The organism is Litoribacillus peritrichatus (assembly GCF_039537985.1).
In the GTDB taxonomy this organism is placed as follows: Bacteria; Pseudomonadota; Gammaproteobacteria; order Pseudomonadales; family Litoribrevibacteraceae; genus Litoribacillus; species Litoribacillus peritrichatus.
Genome location: NZ_BAABBN010000004.1, coordinates 1,055,848 through 1,075,998, shown reverse-complemented (window position 1 = coordinate 1,075,998; position 20,151 = coordinate 1,055,848). Strand labels below are relative to the sequence as shown.

The window sequence follows — 20,151 nt, the reverse complement described above, 5'->3', positions numbered from 1 at the left end:
ATCAAACGTTATCCGGCTTTACCGCCAAAATACTTAACCGTGTTTGGCCGCTTTCTTATAGGCTGGTCGAGTTTGAACGCTCTTCAGGTAGTCGTGTATTTTCGGATACCCGTCCAGTAATTTCAGATTATCTGCGAACTCAAGCACGATGGTCATCATCACATCCGCTGCGGTAAATTCATTTCCCGCAAAATACGCGCGCTCTGCCAAGGTCGATTCAATGTAGCCAAAGTCGACATCCAGCTCTTTCTTAATATAGAAATCCAGAGGTGCACCGGAACGCTTTTCCATACCCATTAAAAGAGACGTAATGACGGGCAGCGCCAGAGATCCTTCTGCAAAGTGCAACCACTCTAAATATTGATAGTAGTTGTCAGCATCACTGGCTGGACGCAACCGATGTTCAGAGTCTTTAGAAAGAATGAACTCCATCACCGCCCCGGATTCACACAGCGTTACCCCCTCATCCACCACAATCGGGGCTTTACCTAATGGGTGTATTTTTTTAAGGCTATCAGGGGCCATTTGCGTCATAGGATTACGCTCATGACAAACTAACTCATAGGGCATGTTCAGTTCTTCCAACAACCAAAGTACGCGCTTAGAGCGGGATCGATTCAGATGGTGCACAGTGATCATAGACTTTCCTTTTTTTGAATTTCGACCAACGAAGGTCACTATCAAGGGTATGAAATTGAGATGTCATCCAGTCTATGGATTTATCATTAATCTAACAATGTCAATAAAATCAAATTAATTGGTTTAATAATTGATACAATAAATCACATTTAACATTGATGATTCACTCTTTTGGGCATTGTGATGAGCGTTTCTTTCGAACAATTAAAAAGCATGGTGGTCTTTGCTCAGGTGGTCGAGCAAGGCAGTTTAACCGCTGCCGCCAAATACATAGGCCTGTCTCGGGCGGTAGTCAGCTACCATATTAAAAAACTCGAAACACAGCTGGGCGTAACACTCCTCAACCGCTCCACCCGCAGTTTCACCCTGACCGAAGCCGGTAAACAATATTACCAACGCTGCCGAATCATTGCAGAAGAAGCCGAAGCAGCTAATCAGCAAATCGAAAATCTGAAACACGAACCTGAAGGCCTCCTGAAAGTAACCTGTCCTGTCAACGTAGGGCTACAAAACATTGTTCCGGCACTGAACGACTTTCGAAAACTCTACCCCAAAATTGATCTTGATCTGATTCTGACCGATGAAATCATCAACATCATTCAAGAAGGCATCGACCTTGCCGTTCGGGGCGCCCCCTTACCGGACTCCGGCCTTCAGGCCAGTAAACTGACCACACTGGAAACCTGCCTTTGTGGTGCACCTGAGTACTTTAAAAAATATGGCCGGCCCACAACCCCTGCGGATCTGGCCGAGCACAGCTGGGTAATCTACAAGTTGACCTCAGGAGCAATCACTCTGACCAAAAACAATAAAAGCCATACGATTAAACTGAAAGGCGGCATAAGCACCAACAATGCGGCAGCGCGAACCGCGTTTGTTGAAGGAGGACACGGCTTGGGTCGCATTCCTACTTACGACGCCCTACCGAAGATAAAAGAAGGGACTCTGGAGCGAGTCTTAGATAACTACCAATTACCGGACATTGACCTCTATGGCGTATTTCCGCCCGGCTCGGCAGGGTCAAAGAAACTTCGTTTATTAATAGACTATTTAAAAGAATACTTCACAAAACGAGATCGGCGTTCTGCCTATTAGGTCTCACCAATAAGCACACTTCACTCACGCCAAATCCTTACATCGTAAAGATATAGCTTTTACAAAAGATTTAATGTTAGCATCGTCCACATTGTCGAATAAAAGAATCCACCTCGGACGGATAAAAACAATGATAAGCCGAAACGACAGTCAACTATTAAGCAACGACTCTTGGCCAGCAACGGCCTCGCAACCGGCATTAACCCTTGCTGACGTGCGGTCGTTAATTCAACAGCATGGTAGCCAGTCCAGCGCGAATTTCTTATTACAGAAAAACGTGCAATATTTCGGCAACCTCAGCACCGGCGTCATCGGCTTCGTTCCTCATTCCAGTATTTTCGGCAATACCAACATCGTCTTTAGCAACCCAGTCTGTGCCAAAGAAAACACCGAACTCTTATTAAATGCCTACCTGCTCCATCAGAAACACCCCTCGCTGTTTTTAGGGGTAGATCGCTCCGTGACCCAATACCTTTCCAAACTGGGCTTTCAGTGCAATCAAATTGGTGTTGAAAGCCAAATCGCACTGAATGAATTTGAGCTAAAAGGTAAAAGCAAGAAACAACTCAGGCACGCCTCCAATTTCAATAAGCGAGTGACATGCGAGGTCAAAGAATTACCTTGGAAAGCCGTCAGCAGCCATCAGGTCAACAAACTGTCCCGGGCTTGGCGAAACCAAAAAGGCATTAGCCGGGATGAACTGAAATTATTAACGCGTCCGCCCGTGTTCAGAGACGAACCTTACGTTCGTAAGTTCTATTGCCATCAAGGAGATAAACTGCTCGGGTTTGTTTTCTTCGAACCCTACTACGAAAATGGCATGATCAGGGGCTACTGCGCAAACATCATCCGCAGTCTCACAGACCACCAATACAACGGTGTATCCGACTTCATAATTTTAGAAGCCATCAAGGTATTTCAGCAAGAAGGCGTTCGCTCGCTTTCTCTAGGTTTATCACCGCTTTATAACATTTCACCAGAAGTCAGTGATCGACCGTCGCTACGGCGTTTATTCAAATTCATGTACCAACACGCCAACTCAATTTATTCATTCAAAGGCCTTGCTTACCACAAAACCCGATACCGACCGACACAAGAACCTTGGTATTTATGTAGCCAGGAGCTGAATTTACCTCGTATATTGAGTGCTTTATTTTTCGGGCTGGGAGTTTTATAAAGATGAAGTTAACAGCGTCACCATCAGACATCAACGTCGCTGCCGTCATCGTAGGCGCCAGCATTGCAGGCTGTTGCACAGCATTAAAACTGGCGGAAAAAGGCATCAAGGTAGCCATCATAGAAAAACAGCCAGACCAAGCCGATGACAAACCTTTCAAAAAAATGTGCAGCCACCTCATACACCCGCCTGGAGTCAAAACACTGGCGGACTTTGGCCTATTAACCAGCCTCTATGAAAAAGGTGCCCAAGCCACCTATCTGGATATCGAAAGTGAAGGTAATCACATCCATTACCCTTTTGGCCAAAAAGCGGACGCCGCCAATATTGAGCGAAGACTGCTAGACCCGGCCCTTCGTCAACTGACAGAGCAACACCCAAACATCACCCTGTATTCAGGTTATCGAATCCAGGCCCTGAACCGCTCAGGAAAAACCATCACAGGCTTACTGGCCGTTTCAAACAAAGGGGAGCACATCAACTTTAATTGCCCTTTAGTCATTGGGGCAGATGGCAGGAAATCGAAAGTGGCTAAACTCGATCACTGTCAGGATAAAACAATCCCTAACCGGCGTGTTGCTTTATTCTCCTATTTTAAGACCGACACTAATCTCATCCAAAGCACCGTCTGGGCCTTAAATAAAGGCGAGGCTTACGTTGCCTGCTTCCCTAATTCAAATAAACTGCTGTTAAGTTGCTATATTCCTGAATCCCACTTTCAGGAAATCAAACACGACGCTCAAAGCTTTTACCAAAAGTACGTCGTAAATCACGTTCAACAGTACGGTTTTCAGGTGGGTGAACAAGTTGGTGAGCTGTTCATTGCCAAAGACACAGCCACCCTGTATCGAGCGCCCAACAGCAAAGGGCTTGCATTCGTTGGAGATGCCTTCGTCGCCGCCGATCCGCTCACGGGCATTGGTTGCAGCTGGGCCATGAGTTCGGCCGAATTACTCGCCAACCAGGTTGCACCGAGCTTACGACAATTTGTGCCTGAAAAGCACTTTCAGATCAAAAAAATCAAACCACTTGATCGCGCTATTCAAAGATACAACCGTTACCACAAACTGAAGTTTTTATTGCCTGCCTACTTGATGGCTTGGCTGTCTTTGAAAGGGCATTGGGTTTTCAACCGGCGTATCTATGGATGGATGGCTCGATTCCTCGGTACAGGCGTCGCCCTCGGGAATACCAGCCAACAAGATGAAAAAAGCACTCAGAAAATAACGTCCAATGAATTAAACTAACGCCTTTGTTTTCTTTTATATTTTTCTCGGTGCAGAGTAAGCAGACCACCGAATTCATCCTATGGACGCCTTGAATGAAATTCATCCACACCTCCGACTGGCATATTGGTCGCCAGTTTCATAATGTTTCTTTACTTGACGATCAAAAACACGTTCTGAACCAAATCATTCAATACATCCAAACCGAAGAAGCCGACGCGCTCATCATTGCCGGAGACATTTACGATCGCTCCGTTCCGCCTGCGACAGCCGTGACACTGCTGGATGAAGTGCTTCATAAAATCTGTCACGAGCTGAGCACTCCGGTCGTCATGATTTCAGGCAACCACGACAGTGCCGAACGCTTGAGCTTTGGTGCCCGCCAGCTCAAAGAAGCCGGATTATTCATCTTCGGTGATATTAACAACATACAAGAACCTATTACTCTCACGGGCAAGTCAGGCATTTCAGTCAACTTTTTTGGTATCCCCTATCACGACCCGGAACAAGTACGGCAGCTCGTCCAGTCCTCTCATTCAAAGGACGAGGAAGTAAAAGACGATCATGAAAACAACCGCATTAAAAATCATAATGACGCCCACAATTATTTAGTAGAACAGATCAAGCAAGTCATCGACCCCAACCAACATAATGTTCTACTTAGCCATTGTTTTGTGGATGGTGCTGAAGAATCAGAATCCGAAAGGCCTCTCTCTGTGGGGGGTGCCGATCGCGTTTCTTATTCTGCAATGTTGGACTTTGATTATGTTGCTCTTGGCCACCTTCATAGCCCGCAATATCGGGGGAAACCACATGTTCGGTATTCTGGTTCCATACTCAAATACAGCTTTTCAGAGCAACACCAGAAAAAAGGGGTCACGCTGGTTGAATTTACGCCTGAAACAGAATTAAAACCCTCTCCACTATCAACACCACCATCCACACCTCTAAAAGAAAAAACATTGCAAAAGGCAACCAGCGACGAGCCTATGACTCAGGACCTGTTCGCAGATGATCTTTTCTCAAGTGAAGCCTCTGAATCAACGACGATTGATGCACAAATAACGGAAGAGCCAACCAGCGGAGTTTCGATCACTCCCCTGCCCTTAACCCCGCTTAGGGACATGCGCGTCCTGGAGGGCGAAATGGACACATTATTGGACGCAGGAAAAAGCGACCCGCACGCCAATGATTACCTGATGATTCGGCTCACAGATACGCACGCCATTCTGGATGCCATGGGCAAATTGCGCGAAGTTTATCCCAACGTATTGCACCTTGAAAAACCTGGCATCATGGCCACCGGTGAAAAGAAAGCGTTAAACCGAGAAAAGCTCAAACGAAGCGAGCTCGACATGTTCCGGGATTTTTTCAATCAGGTATCAGGTAATTCACTTTCTGATGATCAGGACAAAGCACTCGAAGGCATCATAACCAAATTGCACAACAACGAATCAGGAGCCAACTCATGAGACCGAACACACTGACCATTCAGGCCTTCGGTCCATTTGCGGATACCCAAACCATCGAATTTGATCGGTTAGGCGCTAATCCATTGTTCTTGATTAACGGGCCGACCGGCGCGGGTAAAAGTTCCATTCTGGATGCCATTTGTTTTGCCCTTTACGGCCAAACCACAGGCAAAGAACGCGAAGCAACTCAGATGCGGTGCGACCATTCGGACGCTTCATTATTAACTGAAGTCAGCCTGAGCTTCTCCCTCGGCACTCATCAATACCGAGTGCGTCGCTCTCCCACACAAGAAAAGCCGAAAGCCCGAGGCGAAGGTACGACGACTCACCAAACCGAAGCTCAATTATGGGAAACCGACGCCTTCGGTGAAGAATCGCTCCTTGTGCCCAAAAGTGCGTCAGAAGTCACCAAAACCATCGAAAACCTCACGGGGTTAAACGTCGAACAGTTCAGACAGGTAATGGTTTTACCGCAAGGTAAGTTCCGTGAATTTTTAATGGCTGAATCCAAAGAAAGAGAAGCCATATTCAGTAAACTGTTTCAGACCCAAATTTATAAGCGACTGGAAGATGCCTTAAAAGAACGCGCTTCAGGCATTCGCAGAGAAGTTGAAACATTACGAAATCAAACCGTCGGAATTCTGCGTGGCGCAGACCTTGATGCAGAAGAACAATTGCAAGCACTTCTTACCGAACTGGCGCCTCAATTAGAGCAGGCTCAGACTCAGAAAGCAGAAACTGCGACCGCATTAAGCCTGGCCGATAAAGCGCTGGAAACAGCCTCGATCACTCATAAAGCGTTTGAAGCTTTGGAGAAAACAAAAGCAGATTTAAACGCCTTAGAGTCTCAATCCAAACAAATAGCCGAACAACAAACAACCTTAGAACACGCGCAGTCCGCTCAAAAAATCGCTTACATTCAGACTTCTCTCGCTAAGGCTAAATCGGCCGAAACCCAGTTATTAGCAGAGATTGAACGCACCCAACAAAACATTCAGGCTCAAACTCAACTGCTCAGCGAGGCCACTGAGACGTTCAAGCAAGCGGAGAAAGCATTTCAAACTTCGGATGCTCTTAAACAACAAGCCAATGAGCTAAAAGCAAAATTGCCTTTAGTTGCACAGCATGTACAGGCGGAAAACGATCTTAAAAACAAAAAACAGATCGAATCAGCCTCAGCCAAACGGCTTGAAACAGCCAGTCAGACACTGCTCAGCCTTCGTAAGGCACTTGAAGCCAACCAGACCAAACTGACTCAGTTAAGGCAAGCAATCCAGACATTACCGCAACACCAAATTGATCTGGAAAATTTAAAACGACTGGGCAGTCAAAGGGCCAAAATAGATACCTTGCTCAAAGAACGAAGCCGCTTAGAGCAGGAAGTGTCCACTCGCACCAATAACCTGAATCAAGCCATTGAACAGGTACAAACGCTAGAGACTCAGGTTAAAACCCTTGAGTTCAACTGGCACAGCAATCAGGCCGCCATGTTAGCCGCCGAGCTTCAGCAAGGCGCGCCCTGCCCGGTCTGCGGCAGTTTAGAACACCCGTCACCGGCACATTTGCAAGCAAATAACCTAAGCCAACCCGTCACCAAAGAACAGATTGATCAGGCTAAAATCACGCTGGATGCCGCGTTAAAAGCACAAAATCAGGCACAAAGTGCCCTGGTTGAAACACAAACCCATCAACAAAATAACCATCAGGCGGTAACAGAATTAACCCATGAATTGGGTGATCATCAGTTCAAAGCCACCGATCAGCTCAGACAGGAATACAAAACGCTGGATCAACAGGTGAAAACCTTAATGAGCCAACAAAGTGAAGCTCAAACCTGCGAGATAACCATCGCTGATCTCACGCAAAAGCATGCAGCTCAAGAACAAAGCCTGGAAACCGCGCGCGCTCGATTGCACAACGACCAGCAGGCGTTAACCATTGCCTCTCAAACGGTCGAACACCTTCTGGTGCAACTACCCGAACAATTCAGGGAAGCGGGTGTTCTGGAAACATCCCTAAAACAGCTTGAAATACAAATCGAGCAACTCCACAGCAATTTCCAGTCGGCACAAACTACGCTCAACGCAGCGACTCAACAACTGACGCAAACTCAGGCCACCCTCGCCCAGCAAAACACCCAAAAAGCAGGATTGACCGCAGAGACAGCAAAAGCCGAGTCCGACTGGCAACAAGCGCTGTCCTCCAGCCCGTTTATAGACGAAAAAGCATACCAAAACGCAGCCCGCTCCGAGCAAGAACAAACATCCCTGCAAGCTCAAATCAATGAGCACGCTCAGAAAATGGCTGGGTGCAAAGCCAACTTACAGCAACAGCAATCGCAACTGGAAAGCCAAACCAAGCCAGACATCGGAAAACTGCAAACCGCCCGCACGGAAGCTGATCAACAAGCAAACAAAGCACTTGAAGACTGGAAGCGTATTGATAACCGCGTGCGGCAATTGCAAGACGTTCAAACCAAGATCGACGAAGCCCACAAAGCCAACAAAGCCCTGGAAGATGAATATAAAATCTATGGGACGTTAAGCGACGTTGCCAACGGCCAAACCGGCAATAAAATCAGCCTTCAACGATTTGTATTAAGCGTATTGCTCGATGATGTATTGATCGAAGCCTCCCAACGGCTACAAGCTATGAGTAAAGGCCGTTATCTGCTGATACGCAAAGAAGAACGCGCCAAAGGCAACAAAGCCTCTGGACTTGAACTTGAAGTGGAAGATGCTTACACGGGCAAAACACGCTCGGTGGCGACACTGTCCGGCGGCGAATCCTTCATGGCAGCCCTGTCCCTCGCTCTGGGTTTATCCGACGTGGTTCAGGCTTATGCTGGTGGCATTAAACTGGACACCCTGTTCATCGACGAAGGCTTTGGCAGTCTCGACCAGGAATCCTTGGACCTCGCAGTAAAAACGTTAATCGACCTGCAAGCCAGTGGCCGTATGATCGGTATTATCTCCCACGTAAGCGAACTGCGGGAGCAAATGGCACTTAGAGTGGATGTGAAAAGCAGCGCAAGCGGCAGTACGGTAACGGTTGCGGTTTAATCGTTTAAAAACATAGCATCAAACTGAGGACAGACCTCAGTTTGATGCTGGATTTTGCTTAGATCACGTCGCTCACCTGAAGTAACATCGTCAAGCATATTTAAGCACCCCAGATGACTTTTCTGAGACCTGAGGCTTTTCCCTCACAAAAGAAATTCGTTAAAATCACATTAATACAAAAAGTCAGACGGAGTTGATTTTTGAATGTCCCTATTAATGCGTCTTATACCGCCTTCGGAATTGAAAGGCCAAAAATACAGCTCATTCAGTCCTCCTCCGCAAAACAATTTTATTGAACAACACCGATATCAAGCTTACGAGCTGACTCCGTAACTGCCACATTCCGCTTGGCTGGAAGCTAAGCAGTTATTATGTAACGAGGAAACACAATGTCTGAATATTATGCCAAGGTTGCCTGGAGACGAGGCATTGATGAAAAATACATCAATAATGAATACAGCAGAGGCCATGAATGGGTTTTCGATGGAGGTGTAACTGTTCCAGCCTCTTCGTCTCCTCATGTAGTGCCTTTGCCTTATTCCATTGAGGCAAACGTTGATCCAGAAGAAGCGTTTGTAGCCTCTTTATCAAGTTGTCACATGCTGTTTTTTCTGGCTATCGCCGCTAAGAAAAAGTTTGTTATCGACCAATACACTGATAATGCCGTTGGCATTATGGCAAAAGACAATGACGGAAAAATGAGTATGACTAGAGTCACCTTACGCCCTGAAATTACGTTTGCAGGCGATAAACAACCTTCACATAAACAGCTTGAAGACATGCATCACCAGTCTCATGAGCAGTGTTTTATTGCAAATTCGGTAAAAACCCAAGTGATCACTGAGATTCTGACTTAAATTCTACAGTCAAACTGAACATGTTCGAATGTTGATCAAGCTCTGTTCAGTTAGGTTTTAACCAATACAGTTGCTTTAAACAACCTAGGATAAACAAACCGGAGTCTGCTATCTTTACCCTGCTATAAAGAGTTTAAACGCATAGCACTGTCTTGATTTTAATGTCTCAAGATGATCATGAATAGGTAGCACGCACTCAGCCATCATCAACAAAACATGTAGTACTTACCTGAACCCAGGGTTTAAGAAACCACAAAACATTAGTAACTTAAAAAGAGACTCGAAATGAAAAAAGCCATCACTGTAATTTTAGCGTCGTTGATCTTAGCTGCCTGCGGTGAACATGTAGAAATTCCGCCAGCTCATGTTGGTAAAGTGTTAACTAAAAACGGTTATGCGCCTGATACGCTGACACCCAGTAAATTTCGTCTCGAACCCTGCTGGGCGTATTGTGATCGCTTAATTATTTTAGAAGTAAGCGATAAGCCTTTGGTAGAAAAGCTCACCGTGTTCATGCCGAAAGACAAGTTGAACCTGGCGGTGGATATCCGAGGGACTTTCTCAATTCCAAACGACAATACAACCATTAACTCCTTATTTGACCGCATTCCCGCCGAGAACGAAATCATTCCTGCTCATAAGATTTATTCGACTTATGGTCAGCAAGCAGTTCGAGGAATTGTGCGAAGTGAAATCACCAAATACACCATTCAAGATGTATTGGAAAATCGTGAAAGCATCAGCCAGAACATTCATGCGGCCATTTCGGATAAATTAATTAGTACAAAAACGCCTTTAGTCATTAGCCGATTTGAATTAGCAGACGTTCAGCCACCTAAAGTCATCGTTCAGGCTCAAGAAGCAGCCAAGAAGCGAGAAATTGATATTCAGCAAGCAGAGGCTGACGCACAGGTCAAATTAACTGAAGCAGAGCTGGCACTTGAAGTGGCTAAAAAAGATCGCCTGGTTGAACGCGAAAAAGCCGAAGCTATAGCCGAGCAAAACCGCATTGCTGCCAAATCCATTACCCCAGAAGTACTGGCGTATAAAAAGCTGGAAACGGCCTTAGCCATTTATACGGAACTGGCAAAGAATGGAAACACCATCATTATCCCTGCGGATTCTTCCGGGTTCTCAGACATTACTGGGGATGCGACACTGGCCAAATTGCTTGGTAAGGAATTGAAATAGTGAATTTCTCATTAGCAAACTTTCTGTTTGGACTGATCCCACTTGTCTCAATCGTACTTTTAATGTTTATTTTTAAAGTACCCAAGGTTTGGTTCAAGATTGTAGTACCGACCATTTTTCTTATTGTTGTGTTTTATTCTTTGAATACTTACGGCCCAAGAAACACCCTTACAAGTGATTTACCTGAAGCGCCTGAGAAAACGGAAGTGGAGTCCGGTAAAGAAATGATTGAAGAGGTGGATCGAAGAGGCATGTTTGATCAGGAATAATATGTGAGGCCTGAATTCAAATAATAACTGCCTGTTTCTCTTCCCAAAAGTTTTAGCTACGGTTTATCAAGTTCAAAGTTTCAGGCTCACCAGTACTTTAAGAAATTAAAAACTCGTGAGCCTGACTAATTCATCATGAATTCAGATAATAAGTACAACACGCATTCGCTCAACGCGAATACCAAACACCAATTTGCGACCCAATGTTGGTGACATTTGCGCCTGCTCCTGAGCTGTTCGTTGCTCCTTCGGGTCTCTGCGGATAGTGATTACCTTGATCGTCCATAAACACTAACTGCTTATCGGGTAGGTTTTGGAAAATAATAACAAAGGAGGAACCACCGTAATTAAACATACCCATTTCCTGGCCTTTAGAGACTTCAACCCCCGCCTTCATCTGATCATCAAATGAAATCGTTGACACCTCACTCATTCCCAAGGGGATGCAACAAACTAAACCGTAATCGGGTGTCTCGATAACCATCAAACCACGGGCATTCACTTCAGTAAGGTATGGTAAAGATGCCGTTGTGGCACCACCGAAATCAGGCAGAATAAGCTTGTTAAAATAGGCCCCCGGAATAGAAATAGGATCAAACAAAACCTTACCGTTTGCAGGCACCCACCAGCGATGGAAGTTATAAGGATTAAGGTACGTCTGAAAAACGTAACCTCCTTCAAACAGTGAAACCAAATCAAATTCATCAATCACTCTCTGTTGCTCAGGCAAAGGAGAGCTGAGAATATCACGCAATGAATATTTCATATCCTTAAACCAAAAGGTATCATCTGCTTGGACTTGCCAATCCCAACGGAACAAAGAACCGTCATTAGGACAATTCACAATCTGATTGCTATCTGGCGCGGCGATGGGACGAGCACTGGCCGGATTTTTAAATTGACGGGTAAAAAACGAGTTCCATGAGGACCAGTAAGGAAGGGTTGGGCTGTCCTTTTCCCACAAGTCGAATTCATATGACTTTTTAGCTTTTCTTGATAACCATTGTTCTCCCTCAACGGCAAATCCTTGTGCGGAGGCTTCTGTACCAAGAAATTCATGCCATTTGTTTAACACGGCCCCCATCTTTTCATTAAACTCTGGTAAGCCCAAAAGCTGAGACCCGGGTAAAGTCGGATCAATCCCCACGGTAAACCCTGAAAAAGGCAAACCAACAAGATCATCATCAATAAAGTGAGGCCACCAGGTCAGAAGATAGTTGCATACGAGGGAAAAATACGTTGCATTGGGGATCCAGGGAATTGGTACACCGTCTGTATCTAAATCCTCTGTTTTCAACATTGTTAGATTCTGGCGACAGGCCGTCGCCATCAAATAGGATGCGGTTGGCTCATCTCTGAGGTATTCCAGAAGCTCTATTATGGTAGGGTCGATCCAATCTTCATCACCTCGGATTGACGCGATTGCCTCGACAGCTTCGTTTACTTCAGCATGAAACTTTGCCCAGCTTTCACTTCCGGGATCAGGTAACCAACCATATCGATAGCTGCTTGGATACGGTTGCGTTTTAGCTGACCTGTACAACTTGCTCATAAAAATCCCCTTCCCTGTAATGCTTATAAATAGAAATCGTAAACATCCTATTTTTCTTTTGAATCAGTATAAAATGGGGAAGCGAAAGCGCCATTACACGGCATTACATCAGGCAAGTAGGTTAAAACGAGGAATCTCTAACTCTGCCAGTATGGTCGAGGAATGAAGCGAAGGAGTCTTTCCACGTTGTTCTTAACCAAAGAATAAAGGTCATTTGGAAAGGTAGGCTTAAGACTAACTGAAAAAGACCATTTTAGAGCCATGAAAACGGTCTGAAGCTTTTTGTCTTCGCAGAAGACAATGTTGCCAACCGTCTGGGGTTCAAGTCCAAAATGGACGGGTGTGCTCGACTTTACGTCTCTCAATAATTCAAAGACCTCAGTGATGAGTTTGGGCTTGAAGGGTTCAAGGTTTTATGCTGCTTTAATAAATTCGTGTTAAAGCCAATATATGAAAATTAATACATTTAGGCTCTGATGAGTGGGCCTTGGTTACCACGTCTAGAAGAGATATTTAAGCACCTGTATTGAGACAAGTTAAACATCAAACCATTAACTCAGGTTATTCTTCCAGCTTCTTTAGCATATTTATCGTCTCTTCAGCCCCTATTCTATCAGCGTTTTTAAGTACCAAATGCTGCAAAAGTTCCATCTCAAGCTTCTCGTAATCTTGAGAATTTGAAAGCGCAGAAGCCATTATATTACGCGATTTTTCATTTGCCCGATTAGGGTTGTTTCGCCCAGTATCTTCCAAAAACCTATCTAATCCATAAATACGAATTGTATTTCTTCCTTTAGGAGTTTTCCATTTGTACAATTTACCTTCGACAATAACATTCAAGTGCTCTTCATATTTATCAAAATGAGGATGAACTATTTTATAAGCTCTAGAATTTTCTGGAAACCTTACTCTATTGTCTCTGTCTAAAACTTGCTTATCACTTTTTTCATTATTACAGTCTGGACAACTAATACATAAGTTCCTAGGTTCAAACATAAAATCAGGATGCGTTGACTTTGAAATAATATGCTCTGCATCCCAAGCTCTATTACTCTTAACAACAATTCTCTGCCTACAAAAGCAACATGTGTAGTTTTGCTCTACTAAATAGTGATCTTTTATTTGTTTCCGAAGAATACTAAACTTATCATCACCCCAAGAAACCGACCGTTTATCTTTTAGATCTTTAAAATCATTAACTAATTCTAATTCTTTACCTGAAAATAGCACCTCATTCACCCTGGAGAACCTCCAAAGCTTTCTTTAAAGTAGCAAGTAATTTTTTTACAGGATCAGTATCATTAACTAAAGAATCAAACTTTATAAGATTTTTTATTTTTTCTAAGAAATTTTCATCAATTTCTTTACCATCACTAAGTTGAGATAGAACTTCAACTAGCTGACTAATGAGGTATTCATTTTTATGACCCGGAGAATTAAATGTTTCAGCCAGTTGATAATCAGACGATCTTAAAGAAAAGCTTCCCCCTGAAATCGCCTTTGCTGGGTTCGTCTCTAAGTTAACAACAAAAGAGTTATTTGAAGGTAAAGAGGAAACAATATGAGGAGAGTGAGTCGCGAGAATAAAATGGCATTTTTTATATTGAGAAAATACCTCTTTTACTAAAGGTATAAATTCTCGCTGCCATTCCGGATGCAAACTTAACTCTGGTTCGTCTAACAAAATAACTGAATTATCTGATATAGCCCCTGCTATAGCTAATATATTAAACAATATACACAACTCTCCAGAACTGGCATCTGTTAGAAAAAACTTACTATTATCTTCTTTAGTAAATTCAATATTCACTAAATCTATTAAGTCATAACTTGCAAGAACCGAAAAGTCTTTCAGGAAGTTTGTTTCAAAATTATTTGGATTATAAATATCCAGTTCTATAGAAATCGGCTCATTACGAAAACGAAAGAAGTCAGATGAAGAATTAAAAAAAAGACCTTCATTAAGTTCTTTTACGCTCTCTTTAATTCTATCTATATCTTCATCGGTTAAGGATGTATTGTCTTTCATCCCTTTAAAAAATCTTGCACTTTCAACTGCCCTACGAGATCCGTCACCCTGCTCACTGAGGATTTGATCAAATGAAAAATGAAAAGGAAAATTTAATTTAACAGTGAACTTTTCTCTAATTCCTAAATATGAAAACAAAGGAACTAACTCATTCGTTCTTTTCTCAGGCTTTAAAAAAAAGTTAATGAAAGACGCACCTAACTGGTCAAACTTGGATCTCGTATAACTTTTTCTAGAGTTAACGTTGGTTCTTGCTCCACGATAAACATAAACCTCCTCTAAAAGATTGATAGATCTATGCCATCGGCTTTCATCTATCAATAGAAACTTATCAAAGGGACTAGATGATACAGCAATAATCTTAGGTAATTGCTCCTGAGATTCCTTGATCTTACCGTTTATTAAGTGACTTACATGTAGATCCGTATTCCGATTACTAAGATGAAGATCATTCATAATTGTCTCACGAAATTTTTTAGGTAGCTGATCTAGATTAAAACCGTTTTGAATAAAAGTTCGGTATTTAATCAATAATTCATGAATTTCATTTTCTAATTTATAAAACAAGCATCCGGTTTCATCAAATGAAGTTTCTTCTTTACCTTGCTCATAGTTTATTAAGTCTTTAATTCTATAGCTATTTTTTAGAAATGAAGAAATGAAAATACTGCAGATCTTTTGTAACAAAGTACTTTTACCACAACCATTACGACCAACTACTACAGTAAAAACGTTACAATCTAGACCAACATTATCTAAACATAATTCAACTATTCGATTACCATACCTTACTTCATTAATGACCATTATAAGATTCCATTCTATGTTCAACTAAAACAAATATCTTCAATATTAAGATATATTATTAAACTACTGATCCATAATTCACAGCACTGGCCTTATCTTGAGTAAATGAAAACCTTTGCAACCTTCATACACCTATATTACAAGTTTTTTATATAATTATCGCTTTAATTATCCTTTCCTGTGCTTCAAGAGTCTCTTGAAACTATGATCTAATGATACTACCTCTCCCACCTAGTCTAACTCAATCACCTTGCGCTTTTGATTTATCAACAAAGTAACTGGCCTTAACGCCTCCCTTCTGAACCAGCATCAACAAACGATCCCAGGTGAGCACCCAGCCTTGTTTATTTGCATTGCTTGGATCAATACCAGCCTGAGTGAATACGTGTTTCAGTGTGTAAAGGCGACCGCCCTCTTTGGCTTCGCACATTTTGTATTTTTAAATAACACACATCTCCATCAACTATAATAATTAGCCAGCCACCCTAAAGGTTTGGGTCATGACTACGAATGAAGCTACGCCAGAGAGAATTATCGATCAGGCCATATTATTGGCCCAAAAAAGCTCGTGGGAGTCCTTTAGCTTGAGCGAACTGGCCATTGAAGCGAATTGTTCACTCGCTGATATTAAAAGCATTTATCGTTCGAAGGATGATATGGTAGAAGCATTTTTCAATCGGGCCGACAATGCCATGCTTTCCCTGTCCTCGGACTCAAAGTATCAGGCCTTATCAAGTGATGATCGCTTAATCACCTGCATCATGACATGGTTTGAATATTTAGCCCCCTACCGCCCTATCATAAAGGAGATGATGGCTTATAAACTGGAGCCTGGTCATTTCCATTTACAAGCCCATGGGATTACTCGCGTAAGTCGAACCGTCCAATGGTTTTTAGAAGTATCTAATCGCAATTATTCTGGGTTAAAACGAGTGGCCGATGAAGTAGCAACGACTTCTGCCTACTTAACCAGCTTTGCTCATTTCTTATTTGATGACAGCGACAATTTTAAAGACACGAGATCGTTATTGAATAGCTTGATTAAACGAATCGACCAAGGCCACCATCTGTTCTTCCCATCAGGTAATAAAAAACACTGATCAACGAAAGGACCATGAAGTGAGAGCATAAATATCATGCCAATACTTACGCAGTTCTTTCTTCAAAAAAACACTAAAAAATAAACTACCTTGTCGGTTTTCTTTAACAATTCAAACCAACATACCTCTTCTCTGTGCTACAATCTCGCGCCTTCAAACATGAAGCAAATTTGTTTATATTTCGCACAGAATTATTTTTATCAAAGGCTGTTTTACGCCTTACGACGTTGAAAAGGTAAGCTCTTGGAAAACAAAGTATCCTCTCCGATCAATTCCATTGAAGATTCAAGAAGGCTCTCCATCGCGCCTATGCTCGACTGGACCACTTCCCATTACAGAACCTTCATGCGCGGGCTTACACAACATACGCTTCTGTACACAGAAATGGTGACAACCGGAGCGATTCTGTTCGGAGATCAGGAGCGCCACTTGAGATTCAATGAAATTGAGCAAAACGTGGCCATGCAGCTGGGCGGTTCAGATCCGGAAGCATTAGCTAAATGCGCTAAAATCTGTGAAGACAGAGGTTATAACGAGATCAACTTAAACGTTGGTTGCCCAAGTGACCGGGTTCAAAACGGCAGTTTTGGCGCTTGTTTAATGGCCGAGCCTAAGCTGGTAGGCGATTGCATCAAAGCCATGCAAGATGTGGTTGATATTCCGGTCACGGTGAAATCTCGCATAGGTATCGACAACCAGGACAGTTACGAAGAGTTTCAGGATTTCATTGGCACCGTGAATCATATTTCTCAGTGCAAAACCTTCATTGTTCATGCTAGAAAGGCGATCCTGAAAGGGTTAAGTCCGAAAGAAAACCGGGAAATCCCACCGCTAAAATACGACTATGTTTATCGCATTAAAGAGCAGTTTCCTGATTTTCATATCTCCCTCAATGGCGGTGTAAAAACCTTAGAAGAAGCCGAAGCGCATCTGACCAAAGTGGATGGCGTTATGATTGGCCGTGAGGCATACAACAACCCCTACCTGTTTGCGGCGGCAGATCAGCGAATTTTTGGTGATAACGCGGCGACCCAGGCAACCCGTCACGAAGCCATTCGTTCGTTATACCCTTATGTGGAAGCTGAGCTTGAACGTGGAACGTATCTTAATCACATCGCTCGCCATATGTTAGGTATGTTCCAGGCCGTTCCGGGAGCACGAAAGTTCCGTCGTCATATTTCTGAAAATGCAACAAAACCCGGTGCAGGCCTGGAAGTCCTGATTGACGCTCTGGAAATGGTTACGGAACAACCAGTCGCTTGATTTCGTTGACCTGACACAACTTCTTGATTGAAAGATAATTCGCTTCTACTTTACCTTTGTAAAGCATTTGTAATATTGTATTGGTAAGAATTACACCAAATCATTTAAAGAAGTTGTGTTATGGATAACAAGTTAGACCAATTAAAATCAATGACTCAAGTCGTAGCTGACACAGGCGATATTGAGGCAATCAAACAATACAAACCTGTTGATGCAACCACGAACCCTTCGTTGCTACTTAAAGCCTCTGAATTACCTCATTACCAGGATTTACTAAAAGCGTCGATTCTTTGGGCAAAATCACAAACCGATGATGCATCCGAACAAGTGTCACTGGCGTGTGACAAATTTGGTGTCGACTTAGGTACTGAAATCACCCAAATCGTTCCAGGGTACATTTCCACCGAAGTGGATGCTCGTTTATCCTTCGACACTCAAGCAACACTGAATAAAGCCCGCCAGATCATTCAGCTTTACGAACAAAACGGCGTTTCCAAAGACCGTGTTTTAATTAAAATCGCCTCTACCTGGGAAGGCATCAAAGCCGCTGAAGAACTTCAAAAAGAAGGCATCAATTGCAACCTGACGTTGATCTTTGCTTTTGCCCAGGCAGTCGCTGCTGCAGAAGCGGGTGCATTTTTAATTTCACCTTTCGTTGGCCGAATTCTTGATTGGTACAAAGCATCTACCGGTGAAAGCTACACCTCTGAAACCGACCCAGGTGTTGTTTCCGTTACCCAAATTTATAATTACTTTAAGCAACACGGTCACAAAACCGTGGTCATGGGTGCAAGCTTCAGAAACACAGGCGAAATCGAACAGCTTGCTGGCTGCGACCGTTTAACGATCAGTCCTGCACTACTTGCAGAGCTTGAGTCTGATACAGAAGTACTTGAACAGCGACTTTTCGCGAATAAGTATGACTCTCAGGATAAAGTCAGTTTTGACGAACAATCATTCCGTTGGTCCATGAATGAAAACGCCATGGCAACTGAAAAGTTAGCTGAAGGTATTCGTAACTTCACTAAAGACCAGATCAAACTGGAAGAAAAGTTTGCGTCACTGGCTTAAAAGGCCCTCCGGGCAAAGTCATACTCAGGCAACAAAAAAGCAGCTTTCACCGCTGCTTTTTTGTTGCCTGAAAAATACCCATTTATAGCATTTTGATTTCTCTTCGAGGAAACGGGATATTGATATTCTTGGCTTTCACTGCATTGTAGATGGCCATATTCATCTGAAAACGGGTTTCAAAATAGCTGTCCATCGGCACCCAAAAACGAACAGAAATATTGACTGAAAAGTCACCAAGGCTTTCAATCCCGACTTGCGGTTTAGGGTCTTTGGCCACGTTATCGCCTTCGAGCAATGCCTGAGTGATGGCCTCAATGGCAATTTCCGGGTCATCGCTGTAATCGATACCCACCACAATTTCAGACAGTTTATAACTGAACGAGTTATGTATGACCTCACCAATGATCTTCTTATTAGGTATGGTAATCATTTCGCCATCTTCCGTGGCAAGCACAGTATTCGCTAATTTGATTTCTCTGACGATGCCTGAATACTCATTGATAGTAACGGTATCACCGACTTTAAACGGCCTGGACAAGATGATCGCAAGGCCAGCGCCATAGTTTGAAACAGGCCCTTGCAACGCCAAACCCAAGCCAAACGTTAAAGCACCCAGCGCCGCAACAAACGGAGCAATACTGATCCCAAACTTACCCAAACTGATAATTAAGAAACAACCTAAGACCAGCAGCCTTACCGCATTCGCTAAGAACTTTGTTAAGGTTACATCGAGATTTTTAGCAACCCCAAGCTTGGCCACCGCTTTAGAAGCAGCATTTGCCACCAGAAAGCCAATAATAATGACAAGAATGGCCCCAAGCACCTGAAAAGAATAGGTAACTAAAAATTGAGTGACTACATCATAAGCCTTCTCTAATTGCTCCAACTCCTGATCCATCATAATTATTCCTTTTTTATATTTTTACAGGCATTAAAAAAGGAGCTTAATAGCTCCTTTGATAATATCAAGGCATTCTGCTTATGCAGCCTGAATCACCTTCAAATAATCTTCGCCTTGCGCATGCTCGGCCAACAACTGCGCCATTGTTTTATTCTCTGGACCCACAGCATTTAGATCACGACCCGCTTCTTTAAAAAACGTCACAAAACGAGCGAAGTCATCAGCAACCATATAGCGGTAAGCGATGTTTAAAACATAGAAGTCTGCGTTTTCGTCGCCGTATGGTGTGCGCTCCAAGTACGCCTTAACGTGCTCATCGCTCCACTCATCTTTGAAAACTTTTTGTTTATCTTTTTTAAGCATAACCAGCTAACCTCAACACCTGCACTCTGCCGCTTACTCAAAACAGCAAAGTATTTATATACGTTTTTGATGACGCG

Annotated in this window: 18 protein-coding genes; 11 read left to right on the top strand and 7 right to left on the bottom strand. The window is 43.3% G+C overall.

The genetic code is table 11. The features are described from left to right. Positions 1–33 precede the first annotated feature (33 nt). A complete protein-coding gene (locus tag ABD744_RS06085; RefSeq protein ID WP_344796482.1) occupies positions 34–639 on the bottom strand; it encodes a glutathione S-transferase family protein in 606 nt (201 codons plus the stop codon). Positions 640–822: 183 nt separating this feature from the next. Between ABD744_RS06085 and ABD744_RS06080 the strand changes: the two genes are divergently transcribed. From ABD744_RS06080 to ABD744_RS06045, 8 genes are all read left to right on the top strand, one after another. Then, a complete protein-coding gene (locus ABD744_RS06080) occupies positions 823–1,734 on the top strand; it encodes a LysR family transcriptional regulator (protein ID WP_344796480.1) in 912 nt (303 codons plus the stop codon). Between the two features lie 130 nt (positions 1,735–1,864). Next, complete coding sequence (locus tag ABD744_RS06075) at positions 1,865–2,911, top strand: phosphatidylglycerol lysyltransferase domain-containing protein (protein ID WP_344796478.1); 1,047 nt, start codon at positions 1,865–1,867, stop codon at positions 2,909–2,911. Between the two features lie 2 nt (positions 2,912–2,913). Then, positions 2,914–4,158, top strand: a complete 1,245-nt coding sequence (locus ABD744_RS06070) for an NAD(P)/FAD-dependent oxidoreductase (RefSeq protein ID WP_344796476.1) — start codon at positions 2,914–2,916, stop codon at positions 4,156–4,158. A 74-nt stretch (positions 4,159–4,232) separates the two neighbouring features. Beyond that, positions 4,233–5,609, top strand: a complete 1,377-nt coding sequence (locus ABD744_RS06065; protein ID WP_344796474.1) for an exonuclease SbcCD subunit D — start codon at positions 4,233–4,235, stop codon at positions 5,607–5,609. Then, positions 5,606–8,671, top strand: coding sequence for an AAA family ATPase (locus ABD744_RS06060; RefSeq protein ID WP_344796471.1), 3,066 nt, complete (start codon positions 5,606–5,608; stop codon positions 8,669–8,671). Before ABD744_RS06065 ends, ABD744_RS06060 begins: the two co-directional genes overlap by 4 nt. A gap of 389 nt (positions 8,672–9,060) precedes the next feature. Then, positions 9,061–9,528 carry an OsmC family protein gene (locus ABD744_RS06055; RefSeq protein ID WP_344796469.1) on the top strand — a complete coding sequence of 156 codons (468 nt, stop codon included), beginning with the start codon at positions 9,061–9,063 and terminating at the stop codon, positions 9,526–9,528. Positions 9,529–9,813: 285 nt separating this feature from the next. Then, positions 9,814–10,719, top strand: coding sequence for an SPFH domain-containing protein (locus ABD744_RS06050; protein ID WP_344796467.1), 906 nt, complete (start codon positions 9,814–9,816; stop codon positions 10,717–10,719). Further along, positions 10,719–10,988: a hypothetical protein gene (locus tag ABD744_RS06045; RefSeq protein WP_344796465.1), complete on the top strand. Its 270-nt coding sequence runs from the start codon at positions 10,719–10,721 to the stop codon at positions 10,986–10,988. Before ABD744_RS06050 ends, ABD744_RS06045 begins: the two co-directional genes overlap by 1 nt. A gap of 169 nt (positions 10,989–11,157) precedes the next feature. On the opposite strand, the gene ABD744_RS06040 is transcribed toward ABD744_RS06045, so the two are convergent. The 4 genes from ABD744_RS06040 to ABD744_RS06025 form a co-directional block, all read right to left on the bottom strand. After that, positions 11,158–12,540 carry a phophatidylserine decarboxylase associated domain-containing protein gene (locus ABD744_RS06040; protein ID WP_344796463.1) on the bottom strand — a complete coding sequence of 461 codons (1,383 nt, stop codon included), beginning with the start codon at positions 12,538–12,540 and terminating at the stop codon, positions 11,158–11,160. A 561-nt stretch (positions 12,541–13,101) separates the two neighbouring features. Further along, positions 13,102–13,779, bottom strand: coding sequence for an HNH endonuclease (locus ABD744_RS06035; protein WP_344796461.1), 678 nt, complete (start codon positions 13,777–13,779; stop codon positions 13,102–13,104). Next, on the bottom strand, positions 13,772–15,376 hold the full coding sequence (locus tag ABD744_RS06030; protein WP_344796459.1) for an AAA family ATPase: 1,605 nt from the start codon (positions 15,374–15,376) through the stop codon (positions 13,772–13,774). Before ABD744_RS06030 ends, ABD744_RS06035 begins: the two co-directional genes overlap by 8 nt. 241 nt (positions 15,377–15,617) lie before the next feature. Next, complete coding sequence (locus ABD744_RS06025) at positions 15,618–15,806, bottom strand: hypothetical protein (protein WP_344796457.1); 189 nt, start codon at positions 15,804–15,806, stop codon at positions 15,618–15,620. 70 nt (positions 15,807–15,876) lie between these two features. On the opposite strand from ABD744_RS06025, the gene ABD744_RS06020 reads away from it, so the two are divergent. The 3 genes from ABD744_RS06020 to tal all read left to right on the top strand — a co-directional run bounded on the left by ABD744_RS06020 (position 15,877) and on the right by tal (position 18,810). Then, the gene (locus tag ABD744_RS06020; RefSeq protein WP_344796455.1) at positions 15,877–16,476 is read left to right on the top strand and encodes a TetR/AcrR family transcriptional regulator; all 600 of its coding nucleotides are present in this window, start codon (positions 15,877–15,879) and stop codon (positions 16,474–16,476) included. A gap of 243 nt (positions 16,477–16,719) precedes the next feature. Next, the gene (gene dusA / locus ABD744_RS06015) at positions 16,720–17,739 is read left to right on the top strand and encodes a tRNA dihydrouridine(20/20a) synthase DusA (protein WP_344796453.1); all 1,020 of its coding nucleotides are present in this window, start codon (positions 16,720–16,722) and stop codon (positions 17,737–17,739) included. A 120-nt stretch (positions 17,740–17,859) separates the two neighbouring features. Further along, entirely contained in the window at positions 17,860–18,810 is a 951-nt protein-coding gene (gene tal / locus ABD744_RS06010) for a transaldolase (RefSeq protein WP_344796451.1), read from the top strand. 82 nt (positions 18,811–18,892) lie between these two features. On the opposite strand, the gene ABD744_RS06005 is transcribed toward tal, so the two are convergent. Next, positions 18,893–19,711: a mechanosensitive ion channel family protein gene (locus tag ABD744_RS06005; RefSeq protein WP_344796449.1), complete on the bottom strand. Its 819-nt coding sequence runs from the start codon at positions 19,709–19,711 to the stop codon at positions 18,893–18,895. Positions 19,712–19,789: 78 nt separating this feature from the next. Continuing rightward, complete coding sequence (locus tag ABD744_RS06000; RefSeq protein WP_344796447.1) at positions 19,790–20,074, bottom strand: PA4642 family protein; 285 nt, start codon at positions 20,072–20,074, stop codon at positions 19,790–19,792. Positions 20,075–20,151: the final 77 nt, after the last annotated feature.

What these genes read in the sequence shown, in the direction of transcription:
- ABD744_RS06065 (WP_344796474.1), top strand. Translation starts at nt 4,233, where the DNA reads ATGAAATTCATCCACACCTCCGACTGGCATATTGGTCGCCAGTTTCAT.
- ABD744_RS06055 (WP_344796469.1), top strand. Translation starts at nt 9,061, where the DNA reads ATGTCTGAATATTATGCCAAGGTTGCCTGGAGACGAGGCATTGATGAA.
- ABD744_RS06000 (WP_344796447.1), bottom strand. Translation starts at nt 20,074, where the DNA reads ATGCTTAAAAAAGATAAACAAAAAGTTTTCAAAGATGAGTGGAGCGAT.
- ABD744_RS06060 (WP_344796471.1), top strand. Translation starts at nt 5,606, where the DNA reads ATGAGACCGAACACACTGACCATTCAGGCCTTCGGTCCATTTGCGGAT.
- ABD744_RS06030 (WP_344796459.1), bottom strand. Translation starts at nt 15,376, where the DNA reads ATGGTCATTAATGAAGTAAGGTATGGTAATCGAATAGTTGAATTATGT.
- ABD744_RS06050 (WP_344796467.1), top strand. Translation starts at nt 9,814, where the DNA reads ATGAAAAAAGCCATCACTGTAATTTTAGCGTCGTTGATCTTAGCTGCC.
- tal (WP_344796451.1), top strand. Translation starts at nt 17,860, where the DNA reads ATGGATAACAAGTTAGACCAATTAAAATCAATGACTCAAGTCGTAGCT.
- ABD744_RS06005 (WP_344796449.1), bottom strand. Translation starts at nt 19,711, where the DNA reads ATGATGGATCAGGAGTTGGAGCAATTAGAGAAGGCTTATGATGTAGTC.
- ABD744_RS06020 (WP_344796455.1), top strand. Translation starts at nt 15,877, where the DNA reads ATGACTACGAATGAAGCTACGCCAGAGAGAATTATCGATCAGGCCATA.
- ABD744_RS06080 (WP_344796480.1), top strand. Translation starts at nt 823, where the DNA reads ATGAGCGTTTCTTTCGAACAATTAAAAAGCATGGTGGTCTTTGCTCAG.
- ABD744_RS06085 (WP_344796482.1), bottom strand. Translation starts at nt 639, where the DNA reads ATGATCACTGTGCACCATCTGAATCGATCCCGCTCTAAGCGCGTACTT.
- ABD744_RS06040 (WP_344796463.1), bottom strand. Translation starts at nt 12,540, where the DNA reads ATGAGCAAGTTGTACAGGTCAGCTAAAACGCAACCGTATCCAAGCAGC.
- ABD744_RS06075 (WP_344796478.1), top strand. Translation starts at nt 1,865, where the DNA reads ATGATAAGCCGAAACGACAGTCAACTATTAAGCAACGACTCTTGGCCA.
- ABD744_RS06070 (WP_344796476.1), top strand. Translation starts at nt 2,914, where the DNA reads ATGAAGTTAACAGCGTCACCATCAGACATCAACGTCGCTGCCGTCATC.
- ABD744_RS06025 (WP_344796457.1), bottom strand. Translation starts at nt 15,806, where the DNA reads ATGTGCGAAGCCAAAGAGGGCGGTCGCCTTTACACACTGAAACACGTA.